A 15977-nucleotide genomic window follows, 5' to 3' on the forward strand; every position below is an offset into this window, starting at 1 on the left:
ATGAGCATCCAATCCAATGGCCAGGCAGGAATCCACGCAGGAATCCACGCCGGCATCCAGACCTCCGACAAGCCGCTGGGCCGCGATGACCTGGCCCGCCTGGTGGCCCGGGACATCACATCCGGGTCCTTCGTGAACCTCGGTATCGGCCAGCCCACCCTGGTCTCCAACTACCTCGAGCCGGAGCAGAACATCACGCTCCACACCGAGAACGGCATGCTCGGCATGGGCCCGGAGGCCACCGGCGGCCAGATCGACGGCGACCTCATCAACGCCGGCAAGATCCCCGTGACCGAACTGCCCGGGGCGTCCTACTTCCACCACGCCGACTCCTTCGCGATCATGCGCGGGGGGCATCTGGACATCTGCGTGCTGGGCGCCTTCCAGGTCTCCGCCACCGGCGACCTCGCCAACTGGCACACCGGCGCCCCGGACGCGATCCCGGCCGTCGGCGGAGCGATGGACCTCGCCACCGGCGCCAAGGATGTCTTCGTCATGATGACCCTCCTGACCCGCGAGGGCGTCTCCAAGCTCGTCGAAACGTGCACCTACCCGCTGACCGGCGTCGGCTGTGTGACCAGGATCTACACAGACAAGGCCGTCTTCCTGACCGGCCCCGACGGGGTGCAGGTCCGGGAAACGTTCGGCTGCACCCTCGAAGAGCTGCAGGCCATGGTTCCGGTGCCGCTCACGGCCGCGTCCGCCGCCGGAACCTGAGCACCTGTCCGCACGGATAAAGTGGGGCGGGACCGGGAGGCTAAGGAAATGATCGACGCAGCAAAGGGCGCGCGGACCGGTGACGGGCCGGCGGCCAGTGACCAGTACGTGCAGTCGCTGGCGCGCGGGCTGGCGGTGATCCGCGCCTTCGACACGGACCATCCGAAGATGACGCTGACCGAGGTGGCGGCGCGGACGGACCTTACCCGGGCCACCGCGCGGCGGTTCCTGCACACGCTCGTGGAGCTGGGTTACGTCCGCACCGACGGCAAGATCTTCGCCCTGACCGCCAAGGTGCTGCAGCTCGGCTACGCCTACCTGTCGGGGCTGTCGCTGCCGCAGCTCGCCCAGCCCCACCTCGAGGAGCTGTCGCTCCAACTGGGGGAGTCGACGTCGGCCGCGGTGCTGGAAGGCACGGACATCGCCTACATCGCCCGGGTGGCGACGCGCCGGATCATGACCGTGGGGATCACTGTCGGGACCCGCTTTCCGGCCTACGCGACGTCGATGGGCAGGGTGCTGCTGGCTGCCCTGCCGCCGGCCCGGCTGGAGGAGTACCTCGCCCACGCCGACATCCGGCCCCTGACCCCGCACGCCATTGGAACACGGGAGGGACTGCTCGCGGAGCTGGCCACCGTCAGGGCGCAGGGATGGTGCCTGCTTAACCAGGAGCTCGAACCCGGGCTGATGTCCGTCGCCGCTCCGGTCCATGACGGTCCCAAGGTGGTCGCCGCCATCAACGTGTCATTGCAGGCGCAGTCCGTTGCGGCCCGGCCTGACCCGGAGGCCTACCTGGACTCGGTTCGGACGGCGACCGTGGCCACCGCCGGACTCATTTCGGCCGACCTGTCCTCCGGACGCTGACGCGCTTCAGTTGGGACTCCCCGAGACCGGCGCGGTGGACACCGTGATGGTGACGCCGGCGGCGTCATCGTCACGGATCTTGAGGTGCAGGTCCCTGCCCACCAGCGAGGCATGGATGTCCTCACTGTCCGCGGGGGCGAGCTGCTCGGCCAGCCGTGTGACCGCCAGCGCCATGGCCCGGCCCCAGTCGTGGGGATCCGTGCTGGACGCCCCGGCCTCGGCCGAGTAGTTCTCCTGTGCTTCGGACATGTGCTCCCGCTTTCCGCCCTTGGAGCGCGGCCTGTCAGGCTGATCCGGACAGGCGGCCGGCCCGGCAGGTGGCGAAGGCCGGCAGGCTCCAGTACTTGAGCATGCCCAGTCTAGTGACCCCGGCGCGCGAACGTCCACGGTCCGCGCCCCGGGCTGCGGAAGTTACGGCCGGAAGCCCGCTAGGATTTCAATCCGGGACACTCCACGCCCCCACTTGCCTCGAAGGACGCCATGCCAGAGAAAAATCCCGCGGTCGATAGCAATCCTGCGGCCGCCAGCCAGACTGTGCGCGACAGCACAACCCCGGCCCGGCGCGCCGCCGTCGTCGTCAACCCCGCCAAATCAGGCGGTGAGGAACTGAAGGGCGCAATCCTCCGGCTGTGCGAGACGCAGGGCTGGGCCGAGCCGCTCTGGCTCGAAACCACGGTCGAGGACCCGGGAGCCGGCCAGGCCCGCGAGGCGCTGGAGGCCGGCGTCGACGTCGTGATTGCCGCCGGCGGCGACGGGACCGTGCGCTGCGTCGCGGAGGTGCTCGCCGGTACCGGAACGCCCATGGGCCTGGTGCCGCTGGGAACCGGAAACCTGCTGGCCCGCAACCTGGGTGTGGACATTACCGATCCGGTGTCCGCCTGCTACGACGTGTTCAACGGCAGCGACAAGGCCATCGACGTTGTTAAGGCCCGGCTGAACCGCTCCGACGACGAACAGGTGTTCCTGGTGATGGCCGGACTCGGCTACGACGCCGCCATTATGGCGGACACCGTCGATGTGCTCAAGGACCGCATGGGGTGGCTGGCGTACGTTGAGGCCGGCATCCGCAAACTCCCCGGCAAACCCGTAAAGGCAACCATCAGCGTCGACGGCGGCCATCCCGTCCGCCGCAGGATCCGCAGCGTAATGATCGGCAACTGCGGCCGGATCATGGGCGGGGTGGAGATTTTCCCGGACGCCAAGGTCGACGACGCCGTGCTGGATCTGTTGGTACTGGCCCCGCGGGGCCGGTTTGGCTGGCTAGGCGTTGTTGCCGGTATCTTCGGCCGGAACAAGAGTGAGACCGAATCCGTGGAGTACTTCCAGGGCAAATCGGCCGAAATCACCCTGGAACATGAGCAGGAGTTCCAGCTCGACGGCGACCACCTCGGCACCGGGACCCACCTTGTGGTGACCGTTGAGCCGGAGGCCTTGAAGATCCGGATGACCGCCGCAGCGGTGTAAGGCCACCCCCCCCCGGGCATCCCTGCCTGCTGGTCGTCCCGCGTCCTTCCGTCACCGGTCAGAGACGGCGGGACGGTGCGCGAGGATCTCGGCCAGCTCGGCCAGCCGGTGGGCCCGGGCGGATTCCGCCGGGGTGAAGGGCTCCCCGGCACGGCTGAAGGTGATGGGACCGTGCCAGGCGGTCGGGATCCGCAGCACGCTCCCGTCCACCGGTACCGGACCGGCAGGTTCGATCCGTGCGCGCAGCAGTTCCGCCACCGCCAGCGGCAGTTCCTCCGGGTTGGCGGCGATCCTGGCCGCGAGGCTCAGCGCCCCGGTTTGCCCGTCGGCCATTGCCAACGCCGTGGTGGGCCAGACATGCGGATCGCCTCCGCCGCCCTCGCGCAGGGCCTTGAGCAGTTCCGCTTCGCGCAGGTCGCCGGGCGCGGACAGCACAAACTCGTCCAGCACACCGCCGTGGACCGGGTGGACATGGATACTGAGGATGTTCGTGTCCAGCCGAGCCAGCGACTGCGTGAGTTTCTGCAGCGAACCGGGCCGGTCCTTCAGCACGGTGCGGGCCCGCCACAGGGCCGGAGCGGCGCCGAGCCGGCTGCGGTGCCGCAACGCCGGGGCATGCAGCCAGGTCCGGAGCATCCGCGTCGCGGAGGGTTCCGCCACCCAAATGACCAGGATGGTGGCGGTCAGCGTGAGGACCAGGACCTTGGCCGCATAAGGCAGGTGCGTTCCCACTACGGCCGCATGGACCATCAGCTCGATGGGCAGCATCACGGCGACATTGGCCAAGGTCAGCCGGGTTTTGGTGGGTTCGGGCATCTGGCCGCAGACTTCGCAGCTCAGCTCGGAGGTTGCCGGTGTTCTGCCGTGTTTGGTGCCGCGGGCGGAGGGCTTCATGGGTCCCATGATGTCCGCGCGCTGTTACGGGCCCATTGCCGGCCCGTGACAGTTTCGTTCGGCCTACCGGCTGCGTTCGCCAGCGGCCTCGACGACGCGGTCGACCGACCGTTCCGGGGCGGTGTGATCGCCCGTCCGGCCGTGCTCCGGGCCGGCGATCTGCGTCAGCAGGTCACGGATCTCGGCCAGCAGGGCCGTGTCCGCCGGGACCGGTTGCTCGTCCGGCTCCGCAGTGGCGAGGCGCTTCTTGACTCTGTGGTTGATCCGGTTCATCGGCGCCACGAAGATGAAGTACACGACGGCGGCCGTGATCATGAATGTGACGAACGCCGTGATGACTGCGCCGAAGTCGAGGAAGGTCTTGTCGTTCCCCGGCAGGATGGGGAAGCCCAGCCCGTTGGTTTCGACACCGCCGGCCGTCGCAATGATGGGGTTTACGATGTTGGCCGTGAACGCGCTGACCAGGGCGGTGAATGCGGTGCCGACCACCACGGCGATGGACAGTTCAATTACGTTGCCGCGCAGGATGAAGTCCTTGAATCCTCTGAGCATGGGGTCCTCCGTGTGCCTTGATGTAACTCGGTGTGCGGTGACCCCGGCGCGGGGGATCAACCGCTAGACGCTATCACTTCCGCGGCCTTCCGGGCTTAAAGTCGGGCGGGTCCAAGTGCCCTGTCCCGGCGGCGCCCCGCACGGAAGGCTAGTCTGGACACGACGGCGCAGGGGGACTGTGCAAGCCGACTGGGGGGTGCTGTGGAAGTTGCCGAGGTAACAACCAAGGACGTGCTGGATGTCCGGGGGCTGGTCAGGCGCTACGGGGACCTGACCGCCGTCGACGGTGTTTCCTTCCACATCCGTGCCGGGGAAACCTATGGCCTGCTGGGACCCAACGGGGCGGGAAAAACCACCATCATTTCCATGGTCGCCGGCCTGATTCCGGCCAACGAGGGCTCCGTCCGGGTGGCGGGCCTGGACATGACCCCGTCCGAGACGGAGGCCAAGCGGATCATCGGCCTGGTCCCGCAGGAGTTGGCCATCTACCCGGACCTGACGGCCCGGGAGAACCTGAAGTTCTTCGGCCGGCTGCAGGGACTCACAGGCAAGGACCTCACGCGGCGCACCAACGAGGTACTGGAACTGATCGGGCTGAGCGACCGTGCCGGCGACCTGACCAAAAAGTACTCCGGCGGTATGAAACGCCGGCTGAACATTGGCATCGGACTGCTGCACCGGCCCGCGCTGCTGATCCTGGACGAACCGACCGTCGGAGTGGATCCGCAGTCCCGCAACTCGATCCTCGAATCCGTGGAACGGCTTTCCGTCGAAGGCATGGCGGTCCTCTACACCACCCACTACATGGAGGAAGCCGAGCGGCTCTGCGACCGGATTGCCATCATCGACGAGGGCCGGTTCCAGGCCGAGGGCACCCGGGACCAGCTGATCACCCTGACCGGCGGGGTGGACCGGATCAACCTCCGCGGCGGCGGGAGCACGTCCCGGGCCGCGGAGGCCCTGAGCGCGCTGCCGGCCGTGCAGCACGTCGACAGCGACGGCGCCGGACTTATGCTCACCGTCAGCGACGGACCCACGGCACTCGCGGGGATCGTGACCGGCGCCGGTGACGCCGGGATGTCCGTCACGTCCGTGGAGATCGTCCGGCCGGACCTCGAATCCGTTTTCCTGCACCTCACCGGCAAAGCGCTGAGGGACTGAGATGTACGGCCTGTGGACCATGGTCGCGAACGACCTGCGGCAGCGCATCCGGGACAAGTCCGTCTTCATCTTCTCCCTCATCGTCCCACTCGCACTCATGGGAGTGCTGAGCCTCGTGTTCGGCGGCCTCGGCGACGACACCGTTGATCTGCAGCCGGCCACCGTTGTGGCCAGCGCGGACGACGCCGACCAGTTGGGTGCTGCGCTGCTCGGCGCCGTCGAATCCCTCGAGATCATGGACGTGACCATCAAGCGGGCCCCGGCTGCGGATGTCCGCGACGAGATGCAGGCCAGCGGCGCCGAGCTCGGCATCATCATTCCCGAGGAGTTTAGCGACGCCGTGCTGTCCGGGCAGGCCGCATCGGTGCAATTGGTCCAGGGCAGCGACGCGACGCTGGAATCCGGCGTGCTGATCTCCGTGGTCCAGGGGGCCGTGGACCAGATAGCCGCCGGCACGGTGACCGCCGCAGCCGGCGGCATTGCGGAGCTGCCGCACCAGGATCTCGCGACGCTTGCCCAGCAGGCCGCGGCCGGTCCGCCCCTGCTGACCCTGACGGAGGGCCAGGCTGCCGCCGAACAGCTCTCGCCCCGCGGCACGCTCGTCGCGGGCCAGGCCGGGCTGTTTCTGATGTTCACCGTTGGTTTCGGCGTGTTGGGCCTGCTCGCGGAGCGGGAACAGGGCACGCTGGCCCGGCTGCGGTCGATGCCGGTCACTGCCGGCACGGTGATCACGGCCAAGGCCTGTACCGGCTTCATCCTGGGCGTTGCTGCCACCACCGTCCTGCTGACGGCCGGCTCCCGGCTGTTCAACGTCTCCTTCGGCTCTCCGCTGGTGGTGGCAGCCCTGATCCTGTGCGTCGCCACCGCCGCGACCAGCCTCACGTTCGTGGTCGCCCGGCTGGTCCGGACGGCCGAGCAGGCGAACGTGGCACAGTCCATCCTGGCGATGGTGCTGGGGATCGCCGGCGGTGCCTTCTTCCCGGTCCAGGGCACCGGCTTCGCCGCAACGCTGCTGGACCTCAATCCGATCGGCGCATTCATCCGGGGATTGGGGATCTCAGCCGGCGGAGGAACCCTCAACGACGTGATGGGTCCGGTCGCGGTGATGCTGGCCTTTGCCGCAGTCGGGCTCGTCATTTCGCGCTTTCTGCCGGACTGGGGGGCGCAGGCATGAACACCCTGACCGCGATCGCCGCGGTGGAACTGCGGCGCTTCCTGCGGGACAAATCGAACATCTTCTTCGTCTTCATCTTCCCCCTCATGCTGATCCTGCTGCTCGGATCGCAGTTCGGTGCCGGCAGCGGCCAGGCCCGGGTGACCATCTCCGGACCCGGTTCCGCCCTGGCCCAGGCCCTGACCGCGGAGCTTGAGGCGTCGGGAGCCGACGTCACGGCTACCGGCGCGGACACGGCGCGGACGGACCTCAGCCGCGGACGCGCCGACGTCGGGCTATTCCTCGACGACGCCGATGCGGCGGCGTTCGACGCTGGGCGGCCGGCGGAGCTCGACGTCGTAATGGCGCCGGAATCCGCGGCGCAGGCCGTGCTGCAACAGGTCCGCACCGCCGTGCAGGCGGTGGGCCTGGAACGGGGCCAGCTTGCCGCCCTGAGCGGTGCCGGCATTCCCCAGGAACTGGCCGGCACGGCCCTCGACCAGGCCGCCGCGGAGGTGGCGGTGCCGACCGTGGAAATTGTGGACGCGAACGATGTCGAGCAGGAATTCCGGGGACTGGGCCGGTTCGACCTGGGCGCCTCGCAGCAACTGCTGCTCTTTGTGTTCCTCAGCTCGCTCACCGGTGCGGCGACGCTGATCCAGGCGCGGCGCTATGGTGTGGTGGGCCGGGTCATGTCGGCCCCGGTCTCCAGCGGCCAGGTGGTGGCCGGGCAGGCGCTGGGACGGTTCGCCATCGCCTTCGTCCAGGGCGGCTTCATCATGGTCGGCACGGCGCTGCTGTTCGGCGTGGACTGGGGCAATCTGTGGCTGTCCGGCCTGGTGCTGGTGCTCTTTTGCGCCGTCTCGGCTGCCGCCGCGATGATGATCGGCTCGGTGATGGACAACGACACCGCCGCAGCGGGCGTCGGCGTGGGCGGCGGGCTGGTGCTGGGCGGCCTGGGTGGCTGCATGGTGCCGCCCGAGTTTTTCCCGGAAACCCTCGCCGCGATCTCCCTCGCCACGCCGCACCGCTGGGCCTACGATGCGCTTGCCGACATCCAGCGGCACGAGGGTACCTTTGCGGATATCCTGCCCCAGCTGGGAGTCCTGGCGGGCATGGCCGCGGCGCTGCTCGTGCTGGGCGCCTGGCTCCTGCGGCGAAGCCTCAGCCGGGCCCTCTGATGGCCGGCGCGCCGCAGCCTGGCGGACTAGATTTCCGCGGGGGCGGACTCCCTGGTGACCTCAGCAGCTGCCGGCTCGCTGTGCGGGATCCGCTGCGGCACGATGGCCAGTGCGGCCACGGCAATCAGGGCCGCTGCGGCGAAGACGTAGAAACCCCAGGGGTAGGCGATGCCGGCGGCCACCAGGGTACCGGTGACGGCGGGACCCAGGATGGCGCCCAGGCGGCCGACGCCCGCGGAGTAGCCCAGGGCGGTGGCCCGCAGCCGGCTGGGGAAGAGCTGGCTCACCCAGGCGTAGACCAGGACCTGTGAGCTGAAGACGAAGACGCCGGTGACGAAGACAGCCGCGTTCAGGAGCAGCTCATTCTGCAGCTTGATGCTCAGCACGGCCAGGAGGACGGCCGAGAGGCCGAACCAGAGCAGGACCACTTTCTTGGCGCCGTGCTTGTCCGCGAGGACGCCCGCGATGACGAGCCCGACGACGGCGCCCACGTTGAGCACCAGCAGCTGCCCGATGCCGGCGGCGATGGAGTAGCCGGCGGAGGCCATCAGCTGCGGAAGCCAGGTGTTCAGGCCGTAGACGAGCAGCAGTCCCATGAAGGACGCGATCCCGATTCCGATGGCCACCACGGGGTAGGGCTTCCTGGCGAGGTCGCGGAAGCCCGCCGCCTTCTCCGGTTCAGCGGCCTGGCGGACCGGCGGCAGGGACTCGGGCAGTTTGAACCACAGGAACGGAAGCAGGGCCAGCCCGGCCGCGCCGCCGATGATGAACATCATCCGCCAGTTCGGGATCAGCACGAGGGCTAGGAGGGCCGTGAGGACAGCGCCGACGTGGTACCCGGTCATGGTCCTGGTGGTGGACCGGCCAGCCGACCCCTCCTTGGTGGCGTAGTCGTTCATGTAGGCCAGCGCCGCGGGCAGGCACGCGCCGAGGCCCACGCCGGCCAGCAGGCGGAAGATGCTGAACACCAGAACGTTGGGGGCGATCACGATGGCGAGCGTAAAGAGGGAGAACCAGGCAACGCAGGCGATCAGCAGCCGGCGGCGGCCCAACCGGTCCGAGAGCGGCGCGATGAAGAGCGCGCCCAGGCCCACGCCCACCAGGGAAATCGTGGCGGCCAACGTGGCTCCGACGGCGTCGAACCCGAGTTCCTGGGTTTTGATGAGTGTCGGAATGACGGTGCCCAGCACCACCAGGTCGAAACCGTCCAGCACCATGGCCAGCCAGCAGAGCCAGACAGGCCAGCGGGAAGTTCGGTCAGCGGACGTCATTGGCATGGCAACCTCGGAGATAGGGCTCGGCGTCGAGCGGGCACGAAGGCGAAGGGTTGGGCGGCGGGCTTCCGGTGCGCGGCAACGTGCATCCGGGCAGCATCCGACCTGAGAGTTCTATCACCGGCGGGTGTAACGTAGAACACCTCAAACCATTCAATGGAATGTGGGCTCCGCCCGGAAAGTAGGAAGCGTGGCCAATTCGGGCTCCGGGGACTCCGTGGTGGACCGCGTGGTGCGGGTCATCGCAGCTTTTCCGGAAGGCTCCAATGTCCTGCAGTGGACGGAACTGGCCACCCGGGCCGGGCTGCCCCTGACCACGGCGCACCGGTTGGTCCGGCAGCTTGCCGGGCATGGTCTGCTGGAGCTGGGAGCCGGCGGCTCCGTGCGTCTGGGGCTGCGCCTGTGGGAGCTCGTGAACCGGAATTCGCCCACCTTGGAGCTCCGGCAGGCGGCCCTGCCGTTTATGGAGGATATCCAGCAGGTGCTCAACCAGAATGTGAACCTGGCCGTGCTGGACGGCAGCGAGGTGCTCTTTGTGGAGCGGCTGTCCCGGCGGGGTTCGGTGGCGAACCGGGCGCAGGTGGCCGGACGCATGCCGGTGCACGTGTCCTCCGCCGGGCTGGTGCTCATGGCCCACCAGCCCAGGCAGGTGCAGGCCGGGTACGTCGAAGGCTTCGCGGATCCCACCGGAAGGCTGACGGTGGACGAACTCCGCCGCCTGCTCAGCGAAGCGGCCCACCAGGGCTATGCCCAGCTGGTCGGCGTGGTGGACCCAGACACCCGGGGCATCGCCGTTCCGGTGACGGACCGGAAGAAGCGCACGGTGGCCGCCATCGGCGTCGTGGTCCCTCTGGATGAGGCGCGCCTGCAGGCGCTGGTGCCCGCCCTGCAGACAGCGGCCCGGGGCATCGGACGCCGGCTGGGTGAAACACAAAGCGCCGCGGAATTCCGTTCAACGGAATTCCTGTAACGCGGGTCCTCCTTCCGGCGCCACACTGATAGCGAGCAGATCATCCGGCCCGGACACCAAGCCGCGGCCCCGCAACGGAGCGAGGACACCATGGCGAACCGCAAAGCCATCACTACCCAGGTCGCCATCATGGGGGCCGGCCCGGCAGGGCTGATGCTGTCCCACCTGCTGGCCCAGGCGGGGATCGAATCCACCGTGATCGAGCTCCGCAGCCGTCAGGAAATCTCGGAAACCGTCCGGGCCGGCATCCTGGAGCACGGCTCGGTGAACCTGCTGGTGGACAGCGGAGTCTCGGACCGGGTCCTGCGTGACGGCGACCGGCACGACGGGATCGAACTGCGCTTTGACGGCGAAAGCCATCGGATCGACTTCAAGGAACTCGTGGGGGAGTCGGTCTGGCTGTACCCGCAGACCGATGTCTTCATTGATCTCGCCGCACGACGCGAGGCCGACGGCGGCGACGTCCGGTACGGCGTCACGGACACCTCCCTCCATGACCTCGAGGGCGCGCCGAAGGTCTGGTTCACCGACGCGGACGGCGTGGACTACGAACTCCAGGCGGACTTCGTCGCCGGAGCCGACGGGTCCCGCAGCCAGGCCCGTTCCGCGATCCCCGAAAACCGGCGTCAACGGTACGTCCACGAATACCCGTTCGCCTGGTTCGGCATCCTCGCCGAGGCGCCGCGCAGCTCCGATGAACTGATCTATGCCAACTCCGCGAACGGCTTCGCCCTGATCAGCCAGCGGACCGAGACCGTCCAGCGGATGTACTTCCAGTGCGATCCGAACGAGGACGTCAACAACTGGAGCGATGACCGGATCTGGGAAACGTTCCGCAGCCGGGTCAACGGCAACGGCTTTGAACTCAAGGAAGGGCCCGTCATCGACAAGACGGTCCTGAAGTTCCGCAGTTCGGTCCTCGCCCCGATGCGGCACGGCAGGCTCTTCCTCGCCGGCGACGCGGCGCACACCGTCCCGCCGACCGGGGCGAAAGGCCTGAACCTGGCGCTGAACGACGTCAAGGTCCTGTTTGAAGGCCTCGACAGTTTCTACAAGACCGGAAACGCCGCGCTCCTGGATGGATACAGCGGCCGTGCCCTGGACCGGGTCTGGAAGGCGCAACAGTTCTCCTACTGGATGACGTCCATGCTGCACACCCCGGCCGGCGCGGACGGCTTCGCCCGCGCCCGCCAGCTTGGTGAACTCAACTCGGTGGTCTCCTCCCGCCACGGCCGGGCCTACCTCGCCGAGGCCTACACCGGCTGGCCGGCGCCGCACTAGGACGTCTGCCGGAACTCCGGAGGGAGTACATATTTCCATCGACACGCTCCGTGGCCAGGACTAGCCTTGAACCGTCCCAGCACGACCCGACAAGGACGACGGAGAGGTGTCCAATCATGGGAACCGCAGAAAATGTTGAATTGGTCCGGCGGGGGTACGAGGCCTTCAACGCAGGGGATATGGCGACCCTCAGCGAGATATTCGCGGAGGACGCAGTCTGGCACGCGGCCGGAGGCGGCGTGCTGTCGGGAACGAAGCAGGGCCGAGACGCCGTCCTGGCGTACTTCGGCGAGTTGGGAGCGCGCAGCCAGGGTTCATTCCAAGCAAACGTCCAGGACATTGTCGGCGGGGAAAAACACACAGTCGCAATTCAGCAGACCCACAGCGAGGGCAACGGCAAGACACTCGACTCCGGCACCGTCGTTGCGTTTGTGGTCCGCGACGGAAAAATTGCCGAGGGCCGCGAGTACTCCGAAGACACCGCCAAATGGGACGACTTCTGGGCGTAACAGCGCGCATGGCCACTGACGTCCGGCCGTGCCGGCGCTGGCCGTAGACTCTGGGCATGGAGGCTCTTTCGGTCGTGGGCGGCGGCATCGCAGGGCTGGCGCTGGCCGCACACGTTGACCCCCGCCGCTTTCAGGTGACTATCCACGAGCGGCGGGAAGAGCCGCCGTCGGTGGAGACGTCCCTGGCCATGTGGCCGGAGGCCCAGCGGGCCCTGCAGAAGGTGGGTATCCTCCCGGCGGTCCGTGCGGCCGGCCAGGACTTTGGCGGCATGGCTCTCCGGGACGGTTCCGGGAACGTCCTGCTCCGGGCCGGGGCGCCGGGCGTTATCGGAGTGTCGCGGGCGGACCTGCTCCGGCTGCTTGATGCTGCGGTGCCTGCCTCGGTGCTCAGGGCCTACGGGCCGGTCACGTCACTGCCGGGTCCGGGTCCCGTCGTCGGCGCCGACGGCGTGCACAGCATCGTCCGCCGGAGTGTCTGGGGTGAACGCGCCAGGGCCAGGCTGAGCCCGTATCTGGCGTTGCGCGGCATCATCGACGTGCCGGTTCCGCCGGGCGGCGGCGGTGAGTATTGGGGCCGCGGGCAGTTGTTTGGCATCACTCCCGCGTCCCGCGGCCGCACCTACTGGTACGCCTCGTACCGCTCGGGGCTGGGCCCCGGAGGGATCGACGTCGACGAAGCCCTGGCCCTGACCCGCGCGCGTTTTGTCGGCCGCGCTGACGGCATAGACCAGGTCCTGACGGCGGCGACGCCGGGGGAGACGCTGGCGCAACGGGTCTGGACGGTGCCCTATCCGGGCAGCTACCGGCGGGGAAATACGGTGCTGGTGGGGGACGCTGCACACGGCATGATGCCCAACCTGGGGCGCGGCGCCTGCGAGGCCCTGATCGACGCTGTCACCCTCGCGGAGTTGCTCAACACCCGCCCGTTCCCGGAGGCCCTGCAGGCGTACAACCGGCGGAGACTGCTGCGCAGCCAGGCGTTGCGCGTGGCGTCGACCGCCATGGCCCGGCTTGCACTCACCGAAAGTGCCCAGCCCCTGCGCGACGGGATCCTGCGGCTGGCCGGCAGGGGTCGGGGCGGCGCTGCCGGCGCCGAGCGTTGACGCTGACCGGTGACGCCGACCACCGGCACCGCTTAGGCCATGGCGGTGTGCGCTGCGCTGTGCGAGTCGATGGCCTTCGCGTAGCAATAGGAATGTTCCACCCCGACGTACGGCCCGAAATTCGGCACCGGCGTGAAACCGGAGTTCTCGTAAAACTGCCGGCCGTCGGCCTGCACGGAGCCCGCCTCCGCCCTGATGGACGTGATGCCCAGGGAATGGGCATGCGCCTCAAGCGCCGCCAGGATGGAGCTGGCCACCCCCGAGCCGCGGGTATACGGCAGTACGTAGAGCCTCTTGATCTCGGCCGTGTGCTGGTCCAGGATCCGCAGGCCGCCGCAGCCCACGGGCTGCCCGGACGCCTTGTCGTGGGCGACGAGGAACACTGCCGTGTCAGCCTCCGACGGCGGCGGGCCGGGTTCGTGGTCGCTGGTGCCGAAACGGGCATCGAGTTCGGCCTGCTGGGCCGCCCGGAGGTCCGCCCCGACCGGGTTGGCCCAGGTGACCTGCCGGATGTTGAGCCGCGGGTTGGTCTGCATGGCTGCCTCGCTTCGCCGAAGGGTTATGCAGATTAAGGCTAGGAGCCGCCGGTTTCGGCCGTGTTTCCTGTGCGTTAGGATCCGGAGAATTCGGCTACAGTGTGCCGCCGGTGGGGTCCTCCGCCGTCGGGTCCACCAGCGCCAGGCCGCCCACGGGACTGTCGTCCCAGTGGATGAGCCGCCAGCCGGCGTCGGGGTCCCCTTCCAGGGCCACGATGCCGGTGTTGGCGAGGACGTGGCGTGCCGCGAAGCCCGCCTCCATGTTGCTGGCCCGCAGGCCCGCCCAGACGCGGATCGCGGCGCCGTGGCTGACCACGGCCACCGTCCCGGCAGCACCGGACGCTGCTGTGCCGGATGCCGCTGCGGTGGCGATCCGCGCGATCGAGGCGTCGTAGCGTTCGAAGAAATCGTGTCCGCTGGGACCGCCAGGCATCCTGCGGTGCAGTTCCCCGTCCGCCCAGCCGAACACCGTCCCGAGGTAACGCAGGTGCGATTCCTTGTCGGTGAGCTTCTCCAGGGAGCCTGCTTCGATTTCGTGCAGGCCCTCCAGCACCTCGACCTCCAGGCCGCGGACGCTGGAGAGCGGCGCGGCCGTGATCTGGGTGCGGATCAGCGTGGACGCGTACAGGCGGTCGATCTGCTCATTCGCCAGCGACCGCGCCAGCGCGGCGGCCTGCCGTTCGCCGAGCTCGGTCAGTCCGGGCCCCGGGTGGGCGGTGTCCAGCTGGCCCAGTACGTTGCCGGGCGTCTGGCCGTGGCGGATGAGCAGGAGCCTCATGCGAGGTGGTCCACCAGCTTGTCCGCGATGCCGGTGTACTTGCCTGGGGTGAGCGCCAGCAGCCGGGCTTCGGCGTCCGCGGACAGGCCCAGGCTCTGGACGAACTCCTGCATCCTGGCCGCATCGACGCGCTGCCCGCGGGTCAGGTCCTTGAGCCGCTCGTAAGGGTTTTCCATGCCTTCGACGCCGGCGATGGCCTCGGCGCGCATGACCATCTGGATGGCCTCGCCCAGGACTTCCCAGTTGGTGTCGAGGTCCGCGGCCAGGACGTCCTCCGCGACCTTCAGGCGGTCCAGGCCCTTGGCCACGTTGGAGATGGCAAGCAGCGAGTGGCCGAAGGCCACACCGATGTTGCGCTGCGAGGAGGAGTCGGTGAGGTCGCGCTGCCAGCGGGAGGTGACCAAGGTGGAGCCCAGGACATCCAGGAGGCCCGAGGAGATCTCCAGGTTGGCCTCGGCATTTTCGAAGCGGATCGGGTTGACCTTGTGCGGCATGGTGGAGGAGCCGGTGGCGCCCGCGACCGGAATCTGCACGAAGTAGCCGATCGAGATGTAGCTCCAGATGTCCGTGCAGACGTTGTGGAGGATCCGGTTGAACCGCGCGACGTCGGCGTACAGCTCCGCCTGCCAGTCGTGGCTTTCGATCTGGGTGGTCAGCGGGTTCCAGCTCAGTCCCAGGCCTTCGACGAAGCCCTGGGCGACCTGCTGCCAGTCGGCGCCGGGAACCGAGGCCACGTGGGCGGCGTAGGTGCCGGTGGCGCCGTTGATCTTGCCGAGATATTCGGTCCGGGCGATGCGGTCCAGCTGGCGGGTCAGGCGGTGCGCGATGACGGCCAGTTCCTTGCCCAAGGTGGTGGGGGTGGCCGGCTGGCCGTGCGTGCGCGAGAGCATCGGCACGGCACGGTTGGCTTCGGCCATCGCGGTGATCTGCGCGACGAGCTTCCGCGCGGCGGGCAGCCAGACGTCCTCCACGGCGCCCTTGATGCCCAGGGCGTAGGACAGGTTGTTGATGTCCTCGGACGTGCAGCCGAAGTGGACCAGTGCGGTCAGGTGTTCGATGCCGATGCCGGGCAGCCGGCGGCCGATATAGTACTCGACGGCCTTGACGTCATGCACGGTGACGGCCTCGATGTCGGCCAGTTCAGACACCGATCCGGCGTCGAATTCAGTGACGATCGCGCGCAGTTTCTCCTGCTGGTCCGCGGTCAGGGGCCCGGCGCCGGGCAGCACGTTGTTGCCGGTCAGGTGGATAAGCCATTCAACCTCGACGGCGACCCGGTCCCGGTTGAGGGCGGCCTCCGAGAGGTAGTCGACCAGCGGCGCGACGGTGGACTGGTACCGGCCGTCCAGCGGACCGAGCGCGATCTGTTGTGAGGACGCGGCGAGGGCCAGGCGTCCGGACGGCGTGCGGGTATCAGCTGTGGCGGCAGTTTCAGGCATGCCACGATTCTTTCACGAAGTCCCGCCGGGCCTTAAGCGCGGCGGTCCATGTGACTTCCCGGCTGCGGGTGCCCGGTCCGCCCCGGGTCCCTGAGCGGAGT

The 15977-nt window shown here is 68.6% G+C and carries 17 protein-coding genes; 10 read left to right on the plus strand and 7 right to left on the minus strand.

All coding sequences use genetic code 11. From position 1 onward, the window contains the following. Complete coding sequence (locus tag FS787_RS10750) at positions 1-717, plus strand: 3-oxoacid CoA-transferase subunit B (RefSeq protein ID WP_144672399.1); 717 nt, start codon at positions 1-3, stop codon at positions 715-717. Between the two features lie 48 nt (positions 718-765). Further along, on the plus strand, positions 766-1581 hold the full coding sequence (locus tag FS787_RS10755) for an IclR family transcriptional regulator C-terminal domain-containing protein (protein WP_144672400.1): 816 nt from the start codon (positions 766-768) through the stop codon (positions 1579-1581). Positions 1582-1587: 6 nt separating this feature from the next. Here FS787_RS10755 and FS787_RS10760 read toward each other — a convergent pair whose 3' ends face one another. Further along, entirely contained in the window at positions 1588-1830 is a 243-nt protein-coding gene (locus FS787_RS10760; protein WP_144672401.1) for a hypothetical protein, read from the minus strand. Positions 1831-2061: 231 nt separating this feature from the next. Between FS787_RS10760 and FS787_RS10765 the strand changes: the two genes are divergently transcribed. Then, a complete protein-coding gene (locus FS787_RS10765) occupies positions 2062-3045 on the plus strand; it encodes a diacylglycerol kinase family protein (protein ID WP_144672402.1) in 984 nt (327 codons plus the stop codon). Between the two features lie 51 nt (positions 3046-3096). On the opposite strand, the gene FS787_RS10770 is transcribed toward FS787_RS10765, so the two are convergent. Both FS787_RS10770 and mscL read right to left on the minus strand, forming a co-directional pair. Then, entirely contained in the window at positions 3097-3939 is an 843-nt protein-coding gene (locus tag FS787_RS10770; protein WP_144672403.1) for an amino acid-binding protein, read from the minus strand. Positions 3940-4002: 63 nt separating this feature from the next. Further along, positions 4003-4491 carry a large conductance mechanosensitive channel protein MscL gene (gene mscL / locus FS787_RS10775; protein ID WP_144672404.1) on the minus strand — a complete coding sequence of 163 codons (489 nt, stop codon included), beginning with the start codon at positions 4489-4491 and terminating at the stop codon, positions 4003-4005. A 201-nt stretch (positions 4492-4692) separates the two neighbouring features. On the opposite strand from mscL, the gene FS787_RS10780 reads away from it, so the two are divergent. The 3 genes from FS787_RS10780 to FS787_RS10790 are packed head-to-tail and all read left to right on the plus strand — an operon-like array spanning position 4693 to position 7986. Further along, on the plus strand, positions 4693-5652 hold the full coding sequence (locus tag FS787_RS10780; protein ID WP_260982501.1) for an ABC transporter ATP-binding protein: 960 nt from the start codon (positions 4693-4695) through the stop codon (positions 5650-5652). Positions 5653-5671: 19 nt separating this feature from the next. Next, the gene (locus tag FS787_RS10785; RefSeq protein ID WP_144672405.1) at positions 5672-6826 is read left to right on the plus strand and encodes an ABC transporter permease; all 1155 of its coding nucleotides are present in this window, start codon (positions 5672-5674) and stop codon (positions 6824-6826) included. After that, a complete protein-coding gene (locus tag FS787_RS10790) occupies positions 6823-7986 on the plus strand; it encodes an ABC transporter permease (RefSeq protein ID WP_144672406.1) in 1164 nt (387 codons plus the stop codon). The genes FS787_RS10785 and FS787_RS10790 overlap by 4 nt, the downstream gene beginning before the upstream one ends. Positions 7987-8012: 26 nt before the next feature. Here the strand turns inward: FS787_RS10790 and FS787_RS10795 are convergent, their stop codons facing one another. Then, on the minus strand, positions 8013-9263 hold the full coding sequence (locus FS787_RS10795; protein WP_186329156.1) for an aromatic acid/H+ symport family MFS transporter: 1251 nt from the start codon (positions 9261-9263) through the stop codon (positions 8013-8015). Positions 9264-9450: 187 nt separating this feature from the next. On the opposite strand from FS787_RS10795, the gene FS787_RS10800 reads away from it, so the two are divergent. From FS787_RS10800 to FS787_RS10815, 4 genes are all read left to right on the plus strand, one after another. After that, a complete protein-coding gene (locus tag FS787_RS10800; protein ID WP_144672407.1) occupies positions 9451-10230 on the plus strand; it encodes an IclR family transcriptional regulator in 780 nt (259 codons plus the stop codon). Between the two features lie 90 nt (positions 10231-10320). Further along, the gene (locus FS787_RS10805) at positions 10321-11511 is read left to right on the plus strand and encodes a 4-hydroxybenzoate 3-monooxygenase (protein WP_144672408.1); all 1191 of its coding nucleotides are present in this window, start codon (positions 10321-10323) and stop codon (positions 11509-11511) included. 116 nt (positions 11512-11627) lie between these two features. Then, positions 11628-12020, plus strand: coding sequence for a nuclear transport factor 2 family protein (locus FS787_RS10810; RefSeq protein ID WP_144672409.1), 393 nt, complete (start codon positions 11628-11630; stop codon positions 12018-12020). Positions 12021-12076: 56 nt separating this feature from the next. Beyond that, positions 12077-13123: an FAD-dependent monooxygenase gene (locus FS787_RS10815; RefSeq protein WP_186329157.1), complete on the plus strand. Its 1047-nt coding sequence runs from the start codon at positions 12077-12079 to the stop codon at positions 13121-13123. Between the two features lie 32 nt (positions 13124-13155). Here FS787_RS10815 and FS787_RS10820 read toward each other — a convergent pair whose 3' ends face one another. The 3 genes from FS787_RS10820 to purB form a co-directional block, all read right to left on the minus strand. Then, the gene (locus FS787_RS10820) at positions 13156-13659 is read right to left on the minus strand and encodes a GNAT family N-acetyltransferase (RefSeq protein ID WP_144672411.1); all 504 of its coding nucleotides are present in this window, start codon (positions 13657-13659) and stop codon (positions 13156-13158) included. A gap of 94 nt (positions 13660-13753) precedes the next feature. Continuing rightward, positions 13754-14437, minus strand: coding sequence for a histidine phosphatase family protein (locus FS787_RS10825; RefSeq protein ID WP_144672412.1), 684 nt, complete (start codon positions 14435-14437; stop codon positions 13754-13756). Then, positions 14434-15876, minus strand: coding sequence for an adenylosuccinate lyase (gene purB / locus FS787_RS10830; protein ID WP_144672413.1), 1443 nt, complete (start codon positions 15874-15876; stop codon positions 14434-14436). The genes FS787_RS10825 and purB overlap by 4 nt, the downstream gene beginning before the upstream one ends. Positions 15877-15977: the final 101 nt, after the last annotated feature.

Origin of the sequence: Arthrobacter sp. U41 (assembly GCF_007679325.1) — a bacterium.
Classification (GTDB): Bacteria; Actinomycetota; Actinomycetes; order Actinomycetales; family Micrococcaceae; genus Arthrobacter.